The sequence below is a fragment of the Edaphobacter sp. FHG110511_03 genome (assembly GCF_059115365.1).
This window is the reverse complement of sequence record NZ_JBZYWL010000003.1, coordinates 532,277-550,985: the sequence shown is the minus strand read 5'-3', so window position 1 is coordinate 550,985 and position 18,709 is coordinate 532,277. Positions and strand designations below refer to the sequence as shown.

The 18,709-nt window shown below is 57.1% G+C and carries 14 protein-coding genes and 1 tRNA gene; 5 read left to right on the top strand and 10 right to left on the bottom strand.

The genetic code is table 11. The features are described from left to right. Nucleotides 1-80 precede the first annotated feature (80 nt). Together treZ and treY are read right to left on the bottom strand one after the other, a co-directional pair. Nucleotides 81-1,823, bottom strand: a complete 1,743-nt coding sequence (gene treZ, locus AC5S26_RS15710; RefSeq protein ID WP_494185849.1) for a malto-oligosyltrehalose trehalohydrolase — start codon at nt 1,821-1,823, stop codon at nt 81-83. Further along, the gene (gene treY, locus AC5S26_RS15705; protein ID WP_494185848.1) at nt 1,816-4,512 is read right to left on the bottom strand and encodes a malto-oligosyltrehalose synthase; all 2,697 of its coding nucleotides are present in this window, start codon (nt 4,510-4,512) and stop codon (nt 1,816-1,818) included. Before treY ends, treZ begins: the two co-directional genes overlap by 8 nt. Before the next feature lie 387 nt (nt 4,513-4,899). Between treY and AC5S26_RS15700 the strand changes: the two genes are divergently transcribed. Next, nucleotides 4,900-6,111 (top strand): hypothetical protein, encoded by a 1,212-nt coding sequence (locus tag AC5S26_RS15700; protein WP_494185847.1) that lies wholly within the window; start codon nt 4,900-4,902, stop codon nt 6,109-6,111. 41 nt (nt 6,112-6,152) lie between these two features. Continuing rightward, nucleotides 6,153-6,884 (top strand): hypothetical protein, encoded by a 732-nt coding sequence (locus tag AC5S26_RS15695; RefSeq protein ID WP_494185846.1) that lies wholly within the window; start codon nt 6,153-6,155, stop codon nt 6,882-6,884. 136 nt (nt 6,885-7,020) lie between these two features. On the opposite strand, the gene fucP is transcribed toward AC5S26_RS15695, so the two are convergent. Together fucP and AC5S26_RS15685 are read right to left on the bottom strand one after the other, a co-directional pair. Beyond that, the gene (gene fucP, locus AC5S26_RS15690) at nt 7,021-8,352 is read right to left on the bottom strand and encodes an L-fucose:H+ symporter permease (protein WP_494185845.1); all 1,332 of its coding nucleotides are present in this window, start codon (nt 8,350-8,352) and stop codon (nt 7,021-7,023) included. An 88-nt stretch (nt 8,353-8,440) separates the two neighbouring features. After that, a complete protein-coding gene (locus tag AC5S26_RS15685) occupies nt 8,441-9,274 on the bottom strand; it encodes an amidohydrolase family protein (RefSeq protein WP_494185844.1) in 834 nt (277 codons plus the stop codon). Between the two features lie 181 nt (nt 9,275-9,455). On the opposite strand from AC5S26_RS15685, the gene AC5S26_RS15680 reads away from it, so the two are divergent. Both AC5S26_RS15680 and AC5S26_RS15675 read left to right on the top strand, forming a co-directional pair. Further along, on the top strand, nt 9,456-11,240 hold the full coding sequence (locus AC5S26_RS15680; protein WP_494185843.1) for a S53 family peptidase: 1,785 nt from the start codon (nt 9,456-9,458) through the stop codon (nt 11,238-11,240). Further along, entirely contained in the window at nt 11,227-12,234 is a 1,008-nt protein-coding gene (locus tag AC5S26_RS15675; RefSeq protein WP_494185842.1) for an alpha/beta fold hydrolase, read from the top strand. The genes AC5S26_RS15680 and AC5S26_RS15675 overlap by 14 nt, the downstream gene beginning before the upstream one ends. A 23-nt stretch (nt 12,235-12,257) precedes the next feature. On the opposite strand, the gene AC5S26_RS15670 is transcribed toward AC5S26_RS15675, so the two are convergent. Genes AC5S26_RS15670 through cysD form a run of 5 tightly spaced genes read right to left on the bottom strand, consistent with a single transcriptional unit; the run spans nt 12,258 to nt 17,254 of the window. Then, complete coding sequence (locus AC5S26_RS15670) at nt 12,258-12,815, bottom strand: nucleotidyltransferase family protein (protein ID WP_494185841.1); 558 nt, start codon at nt 12,813-12,815, stop codon at nt 12,258-12,260. Next, a complete protein-coding gene (locus tag AC5S26_RS15665; RefSeq protein WP_494185840.1) occupies nt 12,812-13,924 on the bottom strand; it encodes an XdhC family protein in 1,113 nt (370 codons plus the stop codon). The genes AC5S26_RS15670 and AC5S26_RS15665 overlap by 4 nt, the downstream gene beginning before the upstream one ends. Before the next feature lie 50 nt (nt 13,925-13,974). Continuing rightward, nucleotides 13,975-14,670 (bottom strand): phosphoadenylyl-sulfate reductase, encoded by a 696-nt coding sequence (locus AC5S26_RS15660; RefSeq protein WP_494185839.1) that lies wholly within the window; start codon nt 14,668-14,670, stop codon nt 13,975-13,977. Continuing rightward, nucleotides 14,667-16,313 (bottom strand): sulfate adenylyltransferase subunit CysN, encoded by a 1,647-nt coding sequence (gene cysN, locus AC5S26_RS15655; protein WP_494185838.1) that lies wholly within the window; start codon nt 16,311-16,313, stop codon nt 14,667-14,669. Before cysN ends, AC5S26_RS15660 begins: the two co-directional genes overlap by 4 nt. Beyond that, nucleotides 16,313-17,254, bottom strand: coding sequence for a sulfate adenylyltransferase subunit CysD (gene cysD / locus AC5S26_RS15650; protein WP_494185837.1), 942 nt, complete (start codon nt 17,252-17,254; stop codon nt 16,313-16,315). Before cysD ends, cysN begins: the two co-directional genes overlap by 1 nt. A 373-nt stretch (nt 17,255-17,627) precedes the next feature. On the opposite strand from cysD, the gene AC5S26_RS15645 reads away from it, so the two are divergent. Further along, nucleotides 17,628-17,704, top strand: a tRNA-Pro gene (locus AC5S26_RS15645). Nucleotides 17,705-17,951: 247 nt separating this feature from the next. Here AC5S26_RS15645 and AC5S26_RS15640 read toward each other — a convergent pair. Further along, on the bottom strand, nt 17,952-18,515 hold the full coding sequence (locus AC5S26_RS15640) for a hypothetical protein (protein WP_494185836.1): 564 nt from the start codon (nt 18,513-18,515) through the stop codon (nt 17,952-17,954). Nucleotides 18,516-18,709: the final 194 nt, after the last annotated feature.

Genomic DNA, 18,709 nt, shown 5'->3' with positions numbered 1-18,709 from the left:
AACCGGAGAAGTTATAGGGCAGCACAAACCTTCCAGTTCCGCTTTAGATCTGTCATCTCACAGCGGGAAACTTACTCGTCCTACTCTCTCGAAAGAACGGAAAACCGTGCGGGAGGCAAGAGAACCTTTTCACCCTCTATATGGATATCGCTATGCGAGGACAGGACCTGACGATATCCGCCTTGGTTCTCAAGCTCTACCGCGGTACTTCCCAGGTTGCACATCACACGCACTTGACCTCGGTCCATCACAAGCCAACGCTTCGCCTCGTCATAACGCACCTTCGTCTGTCCAGGCTCGCCATCGTTCAACGCGGCCGATCCCCTCCTCAGAGCGATCAACCGCTTGCACCAATCCATCATCTCTGCATGGGTGCCGTTTTGGACCTCGTCCCACTTCAGCTTTGACCTCTCAAACGTCTCTCTGCTGTCCGGATCGGGAACATCTTCAGGCCGCCATCCAAAGGCTGTAAACTCCCGTTTTCTTCCCTCTGAAACCGAACGCGCCATCTGCTCGTCTTCATGATGGGCAAAGTATTGGAATGGCGTAGAGGCGGCGAACTCTTCTCCTTGAAACAGCAAGGGAAGAAACGGCGCTGTCATCACCAGGCCAAGCGCCGCCTTTGCCTGATCCAGGCCGATAATATGTTCCAGCCTGTCACCTGTCGCGCGGTTTCCAACCTGATCGTGGTTCTGGATAAATCCAACGAAGTGATGCGTAGACAGGCCCTCGACTCGGCGTCCGTGGACACGTCTGCGATAAGGGGAGTAGATGCCGTCGTACACGAACACTTGCGTCAGGGCCTTCGCCAATCGCTCCATTGAGCCAAAATCGCTGTAATAGCCCTTTCCTTCTCCATTTGGATCCAGCACGGTAAATAATGCGTGGTGGAAGTCATCATTCCACTGCGCATTCATTCCATAACCGTTTGCCTCTCGTTGCCGCACGACTCGTGGATCATTCAGATCACTCTCGGCCACGAGCACCAGGCGCCGGCCAAGCCGCGTCGAAAGCTCTTCCACCTCTCTTGCAAGCTGTTCCATAAAGTGAATCGCGGAACGGTCTACGAACTCGTGCACAGCATCCAGACGCAGGCCGTCGATGTGATATTCCTCCATCCACATCAGCGCATTGTCACAGAAGAATCGTCGCACCTGGTCGCTCTGTTCGAACTCCAGATTTACCGCATCTCCCCATGGCGTGCAGTGATTGTTGGTGAGGTATGGTCCAAACTTGCTCGTATAGTTCCCCACTGGGCCAAAGTGGTTGTATACAACATCCAGCAGTACCGCCAGACCATGTGAATGGCACGCATTCACGAGACGTTTTAACCCATCTGGGCCGCCATATGCCTGGCGCACCGCAAACAGGGCCACGCCGTCGTATCCCCATCCGAAGTCACCGGGAAATTCGGCAACCGGCATGATCTCGATGTGAGTCACGCCCAACTCCACCAGGTGCGCAAGTTTGGTGATTGCGCCATCGAACGTTCCTTCCTGGGTAAACGTGCCCACGTGCATTTCATACAGGATGGCACTTGAAAGTGGCGGCGCCTGCCATCGTTCATCACTCCATGTGAACTTCCCTCTGTCATACACGCGAGAAGCCGCATGAACTCCATTGGGCATCCACATCGCCCTTGGATCAGGATAGGGAGTCGGATCGTCATTGAGTAGAAAGGCATAATCCGTCCCTGGACCGGCATCCTCTACCTTCGCGCTCCACCTTCCGCGATCGTCTGCTACGGTCATCGCATAGCTCTTCTCTCCGATGCGCACTGCGGCTTTGTCCGCTCTAGGGGCCCAAACACGAAACTCATGCATGGCTATTCTCCCGCACCAGCAATGCCACCGGAAACTCGCGAAGCAGTGTCCTCAAAGCTACCCGTCCCCCCTCCATCGCGGCTCCTGTCAATCGATTCACCCATACACCCCTGGGAAGCAGCACACTGGTGTCCCGCCATGCTCCAGACAATTTTGTTGTCCATCGGGGAACTACAGTCGCCACCCTATCCCCTCGCAAATAGGCAATGGCATAGTCCGATCTCGAGCCTTCAACAGGGATCGGCGTGTAAGCCGCTTCAGCGCCAAACCACTCCGGATGCTCTCGTCTAAGAAGGAGCGCCTGATGCACAAGCCACATCTTTGGCAGCCCCTCTTCAGCCCGCGCCATCACACGCGATGCCACATTCTGGCCGTCAAGCGCCTGTATGTCTGCGAGTAGTTGACGGCGGCGGTCGTAATCCACGGGCCTCCTGTTGTCAGGATCCACAAGGCTCAAGTCCCAGACTTCAGTTCCCTGATAGAGATCGGGAATCCCGGGTGCCGTATGCTTCACAAGCGTCTGCGTCAGTGAGTTCACCCTCCCCGCATCTTTTACCCGATCGACAAATTGCTCGAGGTCCTTCAGAAATGGCGCGTGCTCAAGGGTCTTCGCGATGAACTCCATCAGGGTGCTCTCAAACTCCTTATTGTTGGCGACCCATGTTGTCTGCAGCTTCGCTTCACGCACCGCTTTCAGCATGTACGTTTGCGCACGCTCCACACTAAGGGGCCATGCGCCAATCAGTGTCTGATAGTAGAGATACTCGGTATTGGCATCGGGCATCGCTCCGGCAGCCGTTCTCCTGCGAAAGCCTGTGTTCATTCGTGACCAGCGGTGAATTGCCGATCCAAACCGTGGAGCGACCTCAGATAAAACCGCCAACCGAGCCCTCACATCGCCGCTGCGTTTGGTATCGTGCGTGGCGAGCGCCGTCATGGTCAGAGGGTGCGTCGCCTGCATCTTCTCGCAATAAGCATGGAACTCCGCGACACTAAGACCACTGCTCTCTGGATTGCTCCCTACTTCATTCATTCCCGATAGACGGTTGTAACAGTACAGCGCCGTGTCTTCTACACCTTTTGCCATAACCGGGCTGGTGAACTGCTGAAAACGCAGCACGAATTCGTTCTCTCTCCGTCCCGTGACACCCATGGTCAACACGTCGCGAAGAAAATCGAACAGTCCTCCGTCAATATCCTGCCGTCGAGCTTTGGCACACTCCGTTGCCTCTGCAATCTGCATACGATCTTCATCCGTGATCTCGTTTCGCTCTGGAACCACATAAGTGCGATAGATATTGGTGCATGCCGCCACTTCGCGAATCGCCCGCCGCACCTCGGCCTGCGTGTAGTCTCTCTGATCACGATTGGACTCACAGATCTCAACGAAGATCGATGTCAATCGGTTTACATCACTCCCCAGAGCCTCGTGTGAAACATTGATCTTCTTGTCATGTGCCAGCGCTGGGTAGTCCGTGAGAGTTGCCGCCATCTCCTTGCCCAGAAACCCCTGGTAGACGCCGGTCAATTCCGCCAGTCCCTGAGGCCATAAAAGCACACCCCCTACGGCATTCATGAAGTCATATCCGGTCGTGCCCTGGATAGGCCAGTTCTCGCGTAGAAACTCCCCAGGCTCCAGGATCTTTTCACCCACGATCCAGGCATCCGGTGCCCGACCTCGCAATCTCTCAAAATATTCCAGGGGATCACGAAGACCATCAGGATGATCCACGCGAACTCCATCGAGAATCCCGCGCTCCAGCCAGTCCAGCACCAGCGCATGAGTCTCTTCGAAGACATGCTCCCGTTCCACGCGCAGTCCAACCAGAGAGTTGACATCGAAAAACCTGCGATATCCCAGTTGCTGTCCTGAAGTCTTCCAGTAGGCCAGTCGATAATTTTGCTGGTTGAGGAAGTCGTCCAGCAGATCCTCGCTCGCATTCAACTCTTCGAGAGCCCGATCGATTCCGTCGCAGACGCCCTGTTCCTCACTGCACAGTCTTCGCAGCAACGTTGAGAGCACTATCTTGTCGTTGTGTAGCGCCAGCACCTTGCGTCGATCTTCATAGGGAGGCGATGGTAGCCTTCCAAAGGAGACCGCCAAAAAGCTCAGCGTTTTGGATCGCGACAGTTCGGCGGCCCGTCCAAGGATCGCCTGGAGCGACTGCGGAGCGGCAGGGAACGCTTGCCCTGCGGCCTCTACCTGAAACTTGTCTCCTGTCCGAACCACGCGAATCCCACCGTGATGCAGCACCCTGCCATATTGATCGCTCAACACCGGCACAAGGATCTTATCCCTCAGTCTCTCCTCAACCGGTTGCCAATCGATATCGAAAAACGATGCGTAGCGGCTCGAGGCGCCGTTCTCCAGGACATCCCACCAATACCGGTTCTCCTTGCCCAGTGACATATGGTTGGGCACAATGTCCAGCACCTGGCCCATTCCCAGGTCCTTCAGCCGCTTCGAGAACTGTTCGTGCCCCTCTCCTCCTCCCAGCTCTTCGTTCACCGCCTGGTGCGACACCACGTCATAGCCATGGGTGCTTCCCGGAGCGGCCTGCAGATAGGGAGAGCAATATACATGGGAGATCCCCAGATCACGGAGGTAGTCAGCAGTCGCCGCAGCGTCGTCAAAGGTAAATTCCTTATGAAGTTGGAGGCGATACGTAGAGATTGGAACACGCGGCATGGACAACCTAATCAGGAAAGTTAGGGGAAATAACAGGCTAGAATCAGAAAGAAACTTCGACTGCTCCGGTCTTTCCTGTTAGAACTCGAACAGCAGCCAGGGGTTGTACTGTCCACCTGCCACCTTCGAAAGGCAAAGCTGACTTTCCTTGTCTCCCGACCCACCGAAGTATTTTGAGGACATTTCTTTCCGCATATCATCAATCAACCCTATCCAGGTACGCTTGCCCCGTATACTTTCTTCTGGTTAGCGTTGCGGATGCGCTCGATGCATCTGCTTAATATTTTTGAATCCTGCCAGCAGTTAACTTTAGCTGCCGGCTAGCATCTCACCTCTTAAGACCGCCTCGAATGCACTGGACGGACACAAGGACACTCGCAACGTACGATGGCCTCTACGCCGACTAATACCGCTGCCGCAGTTCCGGATACTGTTTCGCCGGCAAGCGCAAATCTGCTCATCCATCTCAGCACGGTCTCCATTGAAACCCTGGAGCCGGCGTTGTTGAACCTGGCAGCTGCGTTTCCCAGCCAACCGGTACTCATCGCAGTACCAGAGATGGCCAACCTCAACTCGGTTCATACCTCTGACAATCTTCGTCTGCTTCCCTATGCGCCAGCCGCCCCCTCTGCGACAAGCTGGGTGCTCACCGCAGCCGACTACCTCAACACCTATAAACTCGCCCAGGAACATGATGTCTCCACCTGTCTTCTGCTTGGAGCCGACTCCCATACCATCCAGCCGGAGTCTATCCGCGAACTGGCCCATACCACTAACTCTTCGCTGACGGATCTGATCGTCTCGCGCTATCACCTCGGTCCACGCGAAGGCCTGGTCAACTCCGCGATTTTGTATCCCCTTACCCGCGCCCTGTTCGGTACGAGACCCCGCTTCCCTCTCGCCATCGACCTCGGCCTTTCGCTCCGCATGGCCGAGCGTCTAGCCGTCTCTGCACAACGTTTTACTGCGGCGAACCAGAACGATGCTCTTCTCTGGCCAGTCTCCGAGGCTGCTCTCGCCGGCTTTACAGTCGCCGAAGCCGACCTTCCCGCACGCGCGACGCCTCAACCAGCGACCGCCGACCTCAACGCTCTTCTCAGCCAGATCCTAGGCTCGTTCTTCGCCGATATCGACGCCAGAGCTTCCTTCTGGCAGCGCATGCGCTCCGTCGTGCCTCCTCGCAATATTCCTGCCGCTCTATTGCCTTCCGAGCCACTGGACGTAAACCAGATGCTTGAATCCTTTCACCTCGCCTACTCAAACCTGCACGAGATCTGGGCGTTGGTGCTTCCCCCCCAGACACTTCTTGGACTCAAGCGTCTCTCGGTCATGCCACAGGAAGCCTTTCGTGTCGCCGACAGCCTGTGGGCGCGCATCGTCTACGACTTCGTGCTCGCCTACCGATTGCGAACCATCAATCGTGGTCACCTGCTCGGCGCACTCACGCCCCTCTATCTGGCATGGGTCGCCTCGCATCTTATTCTGGTTCAGAGCGGCGTTCCGCCCGAGCGTCATATTGAAGATGTCGCTCAGGCCTTTGAAACTGATAAACCGTACCTCGTATCGCGCTGGCGCTGGCCCGACCGCTTCAACCCATAGCTGTCATTTCAGCGCATATAGAAACGTAAGGAGATCCGCCCATGTGGCAACAAGTCGAACTCGCCCTGAGTCAATCCGCACACCGGGCCCTCGTTACCCTGGCCAACTTTCTGCCCGGCCTGCTTGCCCTTCTGCTAGCAGTCCTCATCCTCACTTTCATTGGCGCTTTGCTGGCAGCCCTTCTGAAGCGTCTGCTTACCACAATCCGTTTTGACGAGCGCCTGTCTCGCAATTCTCTTATACCGCTGGACTGGGCACCCGCTCATGGGCCCACGCTTCTCGTCGCTCGGGCCGTATTCTGGGCTAGTGTCGTCCTAGGTTTCCTTATCGGGATCTCGGCCTTCGACGCCGCCTACGCCGGCAACTCGCAGATGTCCTTCTTCCTGCTCCCGTATCTCACCCATTCGGTGGGAGCCATTATTCTCTTCATCGCCGGAACCCTTCTAGCCCGCTTCCTTGCCCGCACCGTCCTCATCGAGGCGGTTAACGCGCGCCTGCAGTATGCTCGCTTTCTCTCCGTGGGAGTCAAGTGGCTCGTCCTTGTTCTCACTGCGGCAACCGTCCTCGACCATCTCGAAATTGGTGGCACCGTCGTCGACCTCGCCTTCGGCATTCTCTTCGGCGGAATCGTCCTGACCCTCTCACTCGCCATCGGCCTCGGCTCCCGGGACATTGTCAGCCGCTCGCTTGAGAAAAACGTGGATAACGAAGTAATTCCCCCGGACCCTACCTATAAATCTCAGGCAGCCAGCGAGACGTTACGCCACTTCTAACTTTCTTTCCTGCACGAAGCAGTAAACACACTTCTGCCCGCCTTGTAGACCCTAATGAGGTATGCGGCGCACTCTGTTCCTAGACGAAGGGCGCAATGGAGTTCCATCCCTCATTGCACCCTTGTCCAGCGATACCTCAGTAAGCCGGTCCTGAGAGCAGGGTCCTCTGAGTCGATTGGTAGAACCCGAAGATCGCAACTCCCACAAACCCCACCAGCGGAACGAAGTACCCCAGAGCCAGGCTGCCAGTCTGTCGCGCAATCAATCCGGCAATCGGCGGGAAGACCGCGCCACCCACAATCGCCATCACCAGCAGCGATCCACCCAGCTTCGTATTTCTTCCCAATCCCTTCAATCCAAGAGCAAAGATTGTAGGAAACATAATCGAGATGAAGAACCCGCTCGCCACAACCGCCCACGCCCCGATCATGCCTGGTTTTAATACAGTCACCAGCATCATCACCGCGTTGCAGACACCATAGACACCCAGCATCAGGCTAGGCCGTATGTAGCGCATCAAAGGGGTGGAAATAAACCTTCCGACTAACATCGTTACCAATACTGCCGTCAGATAATGAGCAGCGGTTCGCTCACTCACGACGGTGTACTGTTTCATGTACGGAATCAGGCTGCTCCACGACGAGATCTGCGCTCCCACATTGCAAAAGTTGGCCGCAACCGCTATCCAGATTGCGGGATTTCGCAGCAGCTCGCCGAAGCTTCCGTGATCCTCACCCTCCCCCTCGTGCTCAACCTGGATCACGGGGAATTTCGTTCTCGATAAGATCAGCGCGCAAAACAGCACCACCAGCCCAAACGCCATGTACGTCGGTACCACTCGCATGATCTCGCCATGAAGATAGGCGTGGTAAGTTCCAGCCACCTTCATCTGTTCGATATCGGCCGCATTCGGTTCTACCCCGGAGAAGATGAAGTAGGTCCCCACCAGGACGCCCGCCACCGTGCCCGGAGGATTGAACGCCTGGGCAAAGTTCAATCGCTGTTCCGAGGTCACCGGATCGCCAAACTGCGCGATGAATGGATTCGCCGCCGTCTCCAGGATCGAAGCACCACAACCGACCGTGAACAACGCAACCAGGAACATCACATACTCGCCCCGCATTGCGGCGGGCAGGAACAGAAGCATCCCTGTCCCAAAGATCAACAACCCTGTCACCATTCCAGTCTTGTAGCCCCACCGGCGCATTACAAGACCAGCTGGAATCGCCATGCAGAAATAGCCGAAGAAATTCGCTGTCTGCACCAGCTGCGCGCTGAACTGCGACAGCTCCAACGACTTCTTGAACTGCTGGACCAGGATGTCCGTCAGGTTATTCGACATCCCCCACAGAAAAAACAGCACCGTCACCAGCACGAACGGCAGCATTTGCCCGACAGGAAATACCGGGTGCTTCCCCCCAGCCGTATTTGAGTTGCTTCGTGTCGTCACCGGTACTGAAGTCTGCATTCCTTCTCCGCCTCCTGAAACTCGTTTGTGTGTCGCGACAAATCCTACATGGTTGAACCTGTTCTCGGCTCTGTGATTTCCACCCTAGCTATAACCCATACACCCGGACAGCATTGCCGCCGAACACCGCTTCGCGCTCTTGCGTACTGAACCCGGCAAAGTACTCCTCCAGAACTCCAAACCACCGCGCATATCCACTTGCCACAAGGCATACCGGCCAGTCCGAACCCGCCATCATGCGCTGCGGCCCAAACTCCTCCGCCACGACATCGAGGTAAGGCCGGATCCCTTCCAGCGTCCACCCCTTCCAGTCGGCCTCTGTAACTATCCCTGAAACCTTGCACGAGACATTTTCCCGCTTCGCCAGTTCTCGCATCCGAGTTGCCCATGGCTCCAATACGCCATCACGAATCCGAGGCTTGGCAATGTGATCGAAAACGAATGCCTGATTCGGATGACGGTCCACGAACTCGATCGCCTGCGGCAGATGCCGCTCATAGATCAAAACTTCGTATACCAGCCCGGTCTCAAGCAGTCCGCTGATCCCGCGGTTGAAATCCTCGCGTAGAAGATAGTAATCATCCGGTTCTGCCTGAACGACATGCCGCAGTCCTTTCAGCTTCGATCTATCCTTGAACTCCTCGAGAGATGCCGCAAACCTCTCGCTCGCAATGGGAGCCCATCCCACCACACCTGAGATCACATCGTTTTGTTCCGCCATCTCCAACAGCCATCGCGTCTCCTCGAGGGTCTGCCTTGCCTGCACCGCGATAGCGCCGTCCACACCGGCAGCGCGCATCTCCGTCGTCAGATCGGACGGAAGAAAATCCCGTTGCAGCGCAATCATCGTCCCATCGATCCATCCGTACTCGTCTGCCGAGTACCGCCACAGATGGTGATGCGCATCAATCCTCTTCCCCACTCCGTCGCTCCTATTCCGTCATATTCAAAACTATACTTCCAATCGTGAAAATAGGGACCCGATGCCCATCTCCACTACCATTTTCTCTTTTTTGCTAAAACCTCCGACATGCCATAACGCCAACTGGCCTCCTGTACGTAAACTCATGTTTTGAGCATCACACTCGCACTGGAGGAAACTGATGGCTCCCCGCAAATCTCTTCCCCGCTTCTCCACCCAGCCCCGCACCGTTCTCCCTGGCAGCGAAAAGCCCGCCGCCGCTCCGGCTACTTCACAAACGCCTGCGGCCCCAGGCACTCGGGTCACCGTCTCGGTGATCGTACGACGCAAAAAATCCCTCGCCCCTGCATATTTGACGGGCAGACAACGCCTTACTCACGCCCAGTTCCGCGCCAGCCACGGACCCGATCCTGCCGCCGTTCGCCTGGTCCGTGCCTTCGCCAAAGAATACGGGCTCACCGTTCAGCCCGGAACCCCTGCTCCCGGCCGCCGTACCATCAAGCTCGCCGGCACCATCGCCAATCTACAGCGAGCCTTCGGGGTCTCCCTGATGCACGGAGACCTCCATGGCCGTACCTGCCGGGTCCGCGAGGGCGGAATCCATCTGCCCGACGAACTCATCGGCTATGTCGTCGCCGTCCTCGGACTCGATAACCGCCCTCAGGCCCAACCCCATTTCCGCATCGCCGGCCAAACCGGAGCCGCCGCCGCAAACATCGCTCAGGCCGGAGGATTTGCACGCCCCCATGTCAGGGCCAACATCTCTTACACTCCCGTCCAGGTTGCCCAACTCTATGGGGTTCCTGCCAAGGCGACTGCAGCAGATCAGACCATCGCACTTATCGAACTCGGCGGCGGCTTCCGCCAGGCAGACATCACGGCCTACTTTAAATCTCTCGGCCAGAAGGCACCGAAGGTCGTAGCCGTTTCCGTATCGGGAGGGAAAAACACGCCAGGCGACGCGAATGGTGCTGATGGAGAAGTCATGCTCGACATAGAGGTCGCTGCGGCAGTCGCTCCCGGCTCCCGCATCGTCGTCTACTTTGCTCCCAACACCGACCAGGGCTTCATCGATGCCATCGCCACCGCCGTCCACGATACAACCTACAAGCCAAGCGTCATCTCGATCTCCTGGGGAGCCGCCGAGGCGAACTGGACCGCGCAGGCGATGAACGCGCTCGACGCCACCTGCCAGTCCGCAGCAGCACTGGGCATCACCATCACCGTAGCCTCAGGCGACAACGGCTCCTCCGACGGCGAAAGCGACAATAAGAATCACGTCGACTTTCCCGCCTCCAGTCCGCACGTGCTCGCCTGCGGCGGGACCAATCTCGAAAGTTCCAACGGCGCCATCACCTCAGAGACCGTCTGGAACGACCAGAACGGCGGAGCCACGGGCGGAGGCGTTAGCAACATCTTCGCCCTGCCATCCTGGCAATCCAGCGTTGGAGTTCCTAAACCGATCGCCTCCGCAGGAGGGCGTGGCGTTCCCGATGCTGCCGGCAATGCCGATCCGCAGACCGGTTACACCATCCGTGTCGATGGACAGACCGTGGTCATCGGTGGAACCAGCGCAGTCGCGCCCCTGTGGGCCGGTCTCATCGCACTGGCCAATCAACAGAACGGGAAGATCGCCGGCTTTATCAACCCCGTCATCTACACGGCCAAGGCCAAGCCAGCCTTCCGCGACATCGTCCAGGGCAACAACGGAGCCTTTAAAGCCTCGAGCGGCTGGGATGCCTGCACCGGCCTTGGCTCACCCATCGCTCCTCAACTTATCGCCGCGATCAATCCTGCCGCAAGTCCCACCAAGAAGAAGCCAACCAAGGGCAAAAAGAAAAAAACCACCACGAAAAAATCTTCGAGCCATAAACGGGCCACAACCGGTAAAAAACTTCCTGGCAAGCGCAAACCACCTACTCTCACGCTCAAGCGAGGCAAGAAAACCTCTCGTGGCCGTCGATAACATGCAACAAACAAGCCTGGCGCTCTTCTGGAAAGAGAACCGGACTTCTATCTTCCGCATCTCCAAACTGGTTCACGGCGTTGCATCTCTAAGTTTGGTAGCGGGAATCGTAGCCGCACAAACAATTGCGCCGACACCGGCGAAGCCTGCCCCAATCGGCGGGCTCGTCGACGTCGGCGGATACCGCGTTCACCTCTACTGCACGGGTCAAGGCTCTCCCACGGTGATGATCGCAGGCGCCGCCTTCTCCTTCGATTGGGCGCTCATCCAACCCGAAGTTGCGAAGTTTACCCGTGTCTGTAGCTTCGATCCGTCGGGCACTGCGTGGAGCGACCCGTATCCTTTTACAGGCGAAGCACCCACCTGCGAACACCGGGTCGAAGAACTCCATAACCTCATTACCCGAATACCGATCGAAGGCCCTTATATGCTGGTGGGATTCTCCACCGGCGCGCTTTGGGCACGGCTCTATGCGATGGAACATCCGGACAACATCAAGGGGATGGTAATCGTGGACCACGCCTTCCTGGGCAGCTCAGACGATCCCAGCCATCGAGCCTCTCCTCCACCACATTCCTATACGCCGCCTGTTCTCATCTCAAAGGCTCCAATTGCGATGAGCTATGAAGACGATCCTAACTTCAGCCGACTCCCCAAACGCGATCAGCAGCTTCACCGATGGGCAGTGTCACAGCACCCGTTGAAACCGGGCGAGGCCATGGTTAACGATTGCGTCGCTCACATCGAACAGCTCACCGCCCAACACGCTCACCTTTTGGGAGATTTGCCGCTCATCGTAATCAGCACGCCCAATGCAGCTACCGGATATGCCGAGCTACAAGCAAGCTTGTTGGCATTATCTGGCAATAGCAGGCAGAAAATCGCACAAAACAGCTCGCACAGAGTCATCATCGACCGACCCGATGTTGTGATTCAGGCTATTCAAGAGATCATCAACGACCTGCGCCAGCCAGTCGAATTGAAGGCGCACTAGCCCCAGCGCGATGTACACAAGATTTATCCGAATGTCTCTCGAGCATTCGCCAGGTCCTCGACGGTGTCCACATCCATCTCACCACCTGCAAGTTCCACCGCGGAAGCATTCTTCAGCATTTCACGAGCCCCTGTATCCCCCTGCAGCTCCATCAATCGCCTGAACATCGCCCGCGGAAAATACGCCGGAACCCCATGTCTCCCCGCATAGAAGGATGCCGTGACTTCGTCTGCGGTTATCAACTTCCGTAGATGCTCCGGCGAGACCGCAGGCATATCGCACGTCGTAATCACACATCCGTTCACACCCGGACCTAGCGCATTTACCCCCACGCGTACCGAGCCCCCCATGCCCTCGGACCACCCTTCATTCACGATAACCAACGCATCCTTGAAGGAGCACGTCTCGCGCACTCGATCCGCCGAAGCCCCCAGAACTACTACTACCGGATTACATCCTGCCTCGCGACACACTCGTACAGCGCGTTCAACCAGCGTCTCGTCCTGAAGACGAACCAGCTGCTTCAACTCCCCCAATCGCCGTGAGGCCCCAGCCGCTAATACGATAGCCGCCACGCTCACGAGGCAACATCCACCGCACATTGCGTCCGCAGATAGCGCGAAGCCCCACCCTCATTCACATATCGCGCAACATCGTCTGGAGTAAGCCGTCGCGAAGACGCCATCTTGCCCATGCTCATCGCCTGCGCCTCCGCCATTACTGCCAGAGCAATCGCCTCGGGACCTTCCCCGCCTAGATCCAACCCGATGGGAGCCCATATTCTTTCGCAGCATTGTTCCACTGTAAGACCAGCCATTGCCGCCGCTTCACTCACCAATAAGGAGCTCCTGTGGCGAGCGCCCAGCAGGCCCAGATACCTCGGTGCCAAGGGCAACAGCGCAGCCAACAGCATACGATCCTGTTCATAGCTGTGCGTCATCACCACAACGGCATCGTCTTCGCAGATATTAAGTTCGCGGACATCTTCTGCACTTGTAGTCACGACCCGCTCGGCGCCTGGAAACCGTTCCGGCCGTGCCAACTGCTGCCGTCCGTCCGCAACGGTCACATGCCACCCCATCATGGACGCCATCGCAACCAGAGGACGCGCATCATCACCCGCGCCTAAGACAAAAAGCCGCTGCGGGCCGCGCAGTTCCTCAACGAATCTTCCTTCATAAGATTCCCCCGGCCGCAATCCACGAGCACAATTGAGCTTCTTTTCCGCCAGCCCCTCACTGGAGAACTTCACTACACCATCCATCCCCAGAATCACACGACTGAGCAACTTGCCCTCACCCGGCAGCCACGTTATCACGATCGACTGCTCTCTGGAGAAAGACCGCTCCATCGCCTCCAGGAGTGCTCGGCACTCCGGCGTCTCTACCGGCTCCAGCAGAAGATCCACGACCCCGCCACATCCAAGGCCAAAAGGAACTTCGTCCGTATCGTCGAACATGGTTGAGTAGCGCTCCACCACCGCGCCCTCGCGCACCTTCCAGGTTGCTCTGCGAATCACCTCTGTTTCAAGACATCCACCGCTGATCGTTCCCGCGTATTCTCCAGCGGCGCCGAGCAACAGCCTCGCCCCCGGTTGCCGATAGCTCGAGCCTTCCACGCGAATCACAGTCGCCAGTACGCGAGCCCCACCCTGCCGCCATAGCCGAACGACCTGTCGCCGCTCCATCATTAGTTAGAGCTTAGTCCTCGAAAGCTGCTATGCGCTAGCGGAGGCTCTTCTTAGCTTTTCTCAGAGAATGTATGGATCCCGCACTCCAGTTTCTTCCCACCCCACCGGCCGCTTCGCGCATCTGAACCTGCCTCGGGAATTGCAGTGCAAGGCTCGCAGCCGATGCTCGTATACCCGCGCGCATAAAGCTCCAACTGAGGAATGCCCTCGCGTTCTGCATACGCAGTAACCCGCGCCCAGTCCCAATCCGCAAGCACGCTTACCTTCTTCAAATGCCTGCCTGTCGGAAGCTTGTGATCCTCAACCTTCTTCAACCCCGCGCGCGTCGGCGACTGTTCTCTCCTCAGTCCCGTGAACCACCAGTCATAGGGCTCCAGTGACCGCATCAACGGCTCAACCTTCCGAGCCTGGCAGCATGCCGTTGGCTGCACGATATGCAGCTTTCCGAACTGTCCCTCGAACTCCTTCACGGTGGTAGCAGGCATCGCGTTCACCAGCTTCAGACCCCACTCCGCTGCCATGCGATCCCGATATGCGATCAGCTCGGTAAAGTGATACCCGGTCTCGAGAAAGATCACCGGAACCTCCGGCAGATGCCGTCTGAGCATGTGCAGCGCAACCATGTCCTCTGTCTGGAAACTCGACGTCAGGCACACCGAACCCTTCGCAGCCATCTCCGCGACCTGCGCCACCAGATCCTCCGCTGCCAAAGCTTCATAATCTACTTCTGCTTCGATCACGCTCATCCCCGTACCCCCGAGAGTCGTAGAATCTCGTCTTCGTCGAATCCCTCGCCAACAACAACGGCACCTTCGGCGAATCCCTCTACCGCATGCACGACAGCGGCAAGCCTGTCAGCGGAAAGTTCACGAGCCGTGATCGCCGTCACTCCGGCAATTTCGAGCGCCCGTACTGCGGCTACCAATGCATCGTCCGGAATCAAAGCATCATCAATCACGACAGCGCGCTGCCCGCGGGCTTCCAGGGCATCGCGCACGCGTTCCGCCAATCCAGCTCGTCCCGCCACCAACACCATGGCCGCTCGAGAGTCCTGCCCGCCTGCGTTCTCTGCAGGTCCCACAATCATCGCCGCGCCAACCGTTGCGTTCGTCAAGCCATCGATCAGGATCAGCGAACCCGTCGTCCTGCTCTCCACATAAGCGTCGAAGAAAAGCGGAAGACTGGTCTCCAGCTCTACCTCGGCAATTTCATTCATCGACAGATGATCCGCCTGTCCGTGCTCAAGCGATCCCACATCCACCCGATACCGGATCGCCTTCACCGTTGCCCGTACCGTCCGCGTTGTGTGCTTTGCAATATAAGTCCGCCCCACCATCAGAGGCTCTTCATGCATCCACACCACCATCGCACGCAGGCGTCGGGTTATCTCCGGAAACTCTCGCTTCCCATCGACTCCCGCAGCGATCAGCATCTCGCCGCGGCTCAGGTCGATCTCGTCTTCCAGCTCTACAGTCACACTCTGCGGATATGCGGCTACCGCAAGATCGCCATCCCAGGTCACGATGCGTTTCACCACCGTCTCACGTTGCGAAGGCAACGCTATCACGCGATCGCCTGCGCGAAGCACGCCTCGGGCCACCTGTCCCGCAAAGCCGCGAAAGTTCGCATCCGGCCTTTGAACCAGCTGCACCGGAAACCGCAACGGACCGTTATTGTCTCCAGCTGCAAGCGGAACCGTCTCCAGAAACTCCAGCAGGGTCGGGCCGTCATACCACTGCATTGCCGCACTTGGAGTGACGACGTTATCGCCCTCGAGCGCACTCACCGGGATTACGGTCACACTCTTCAATCCCAGCTGCGAAGCGAACTCGACAAACTCTTCGCGAATCGATCGGAAGGTCTGCTCGGCATACCCAACCAGATCCATTTTGTTGACCGCCGCGACCACATGCGGAATTCCCAGCAACGATGCAATATACGTATGCCTCCGCGATTGCGGCAGCAACTTGCCTTCGCGCAGGTACGCCTTCGCATCGATCAGCACCACCGCCACATCCGCGGTCGAAGCCCCCGTCGCCATATTGCGCGTGTACTGCTCATGTCCGGGCGTATCCGCGATGATGAACTTCCGCCGCGCCGTCGAAAAATACCGATAGGCCACATCGATCGTGATGCCCTGCTCGCGCTCCGCCTTCAGGCCATCGGTCAGCAGCGAGAAATCCACATGCCCGTTCGCCGCACGATTCACGCGGCTCTTCTTCACCGCTGCCAGCTGATCCTCGTACACGCTCTTGGTATCGTGCAGCAGCCTGCCGATCAACGTGCTCTTGCCGTCATCCACACTTCCGGCCGTCGTAAACCGCAGCATCTCCTGCCCAAGATGCGCCTCGAGAAACTCTTCAAATCCTGTAGTTGCAATCGTGCTCATCAGAAGTAGCCCTCCCGCTTCTTTACCTCCATCGACCCCTCTTCATCATGGTCAATGGCGCGATTCTCACGTTCGCTCCTCTTGAAGGTCAGCAGCTCCTCGATGATCTTCGGCAGCGTATCCGCCTCGCTCCGCATGGCTCCCGTGCACGGCAGGCAGCCCAGCGAACGCATTCTTACCTTTTCGCTTCGCACCTCTTCACCCGGCAACAGCTTCATCCCATCTTGATAAAGCGTCATCTGCCCGCCACGCACGATCAGCGGCCTCTCCTTCGCGAAGTACAGCGGAACAATCGGAATCTTCTCCGCATAGAGGTAGAGCCAGATATCCAGCTCCGTCCAGTTCGACAGCGGAAACACCCGTATGCTCTCGCCCTTCCTCAGCCGAGAGTTGTACAGGCTCCAAAGCTCAGGACGCTGATTCTTCGGATCCCACTGCCCGGCTGCATCGCGAAAGCTGTAAACACGTTCCTTGGCCCGGCTCTTTTCTTCGTCGCGCCTCGCGCCGCCGAAGGCCGCATCAAAGCCACCCTCCGCCAGTCCATCCAGCAGGCTCCGCGTCTTCAGCAGGCCGCAGCAGTTCTGCGTCCCCAGCGTATAAGGATTCGCTCCCGCCGCAATCGCCTCCTCGTTCCTGTGAACGATCAGTTCCGCTCCAATCTCCTTCGTATAGGCATCGCGAAACGAGATCATCTCGGGAAACTTGTAGCTCGTATCCACATGAAGCAACGGAAATGGAATCTTCCCCGGATAAAAGGCCTTCTGCGCCAGCCGCAGCATCACGCTTGAATCCTTGCCAATGGAGTACAGCATCACCGGTCGCGCAAACTCCGCCACCGCCTCACGCAAAATGGCGATGCTCTCGGCTTCAAGGGCCTGCAGATGATTCAGCTTCGCCGGCGAAAGAGCCGTATCTGGATCAAAAGCAACTGTCTGGGTCATAAGTGAGATCACTTTCCGAAACTCCAGGAATGGCACTTACCCTGGGATCCGATCTGAAATCGATGATGTCGGCCAATCTGCCAACACCGTTCGTTGTAAAAGAGGGAAGGAATAGCGGTCGCGTCTACCGACAACAGCGCACGCACGGACACAGGAGCATCCGGCAACAACAACAGCCGCGCTGGGTAAACAGAACCATCCCTTTAACTATAGAAGCCTCTCCCCCCTCCCGCAACCCAACGCTAAAGTCTGGTAAACTAAACCAGTCGGAAACAGCGCTCCAACAGGCAAGCCCGTGGCGATCCCGAACTTCGCCCGACTCCTGAGTTTCGCGGAACGCACCCCTCTCCGGCCAATTATCGCCACACAGAGTCGGGGCGTAGCGCAGCCTGGTAGCGCACCTGCTTCGGGAGCAGGGGGTCGGAGGTTCGAATCCTCTCGCCCCGACCATTCAATGACTTACGTGATTTATCTCACAATTTGCATCCCTGTGTGGAGAAAACATGGAAGAGCGATTCGAGCAGTTCATCCGCGAACGGCAATACCTTCAAAACGTCTCAACCCGAACAATCCACTAAACGCGAGGAAAGTGCCTTTAATCGTCTCTCGCGAACAGCCTTTTGCTCTAGTGTGGGAATTTTTGAGCGGCAAAGGGCTTTTATTAGTGGTTGTTTCAAGACCTGACCCACCCCCACCCTCAAACGGGGTTGGATAGTTTTTTGGCTTTCACATCGGTCACAGACTGTATGACAAGCCGATAGGAGGCGAAGGGAACAGGGTGTCCCCAGCCAAACTTACCGATAATTTTCCCCGATACATCACGGATAAAACCAAGTAGGTCCTTGGTTGAACCTGAAGGCATCTGCGCAATATCCAATTTGCCGGTCAGCTCTGCCTCAACGTCGCCATACTTGGCGCACGCCATACAGATGTTCGACCCTTTGCTTTCGTAGACCGAGTTTGTGTACTTCTTAAAGCGCTTCAGCTCCTTGTCTTGGCGTAGCTCGGAGATGCTCAGACCGCTGCCTTCTTCGCCAGCGAACGTAAGCAGCACAGTATCACCACAGCCGGGTATATCAAATATCAGGTCGTGTGCCGTACTTCTGGCTCCTCCCTTCACTGTTAGCGTCTGTCCGTTCCTGGCTGTCGCGAGGACACATTTAGATTCCGTTGACTCTGTTGCGCCATGCGCGGCCCCATCTTGGCTGACGACGACTATTGGCAGGAACAGGAGACCGGCTGCAAGGATTTTTAATTTCATTCTGGCCTTCCGCCATTTCACGATTCCATACTCGCAGGGTATGAAGACCCAACACAATATAGGTGTTCATTGACCTAAACTTCGGCCTCGATCTCGGAAGAGGCGACGCACTCTACAAATGGAGCACTCCCAAGGAAAGAACCCAAGACGACAGAAGACTTTCTTTTCCCAAAAGCCACGCCGCTCCAATCGAC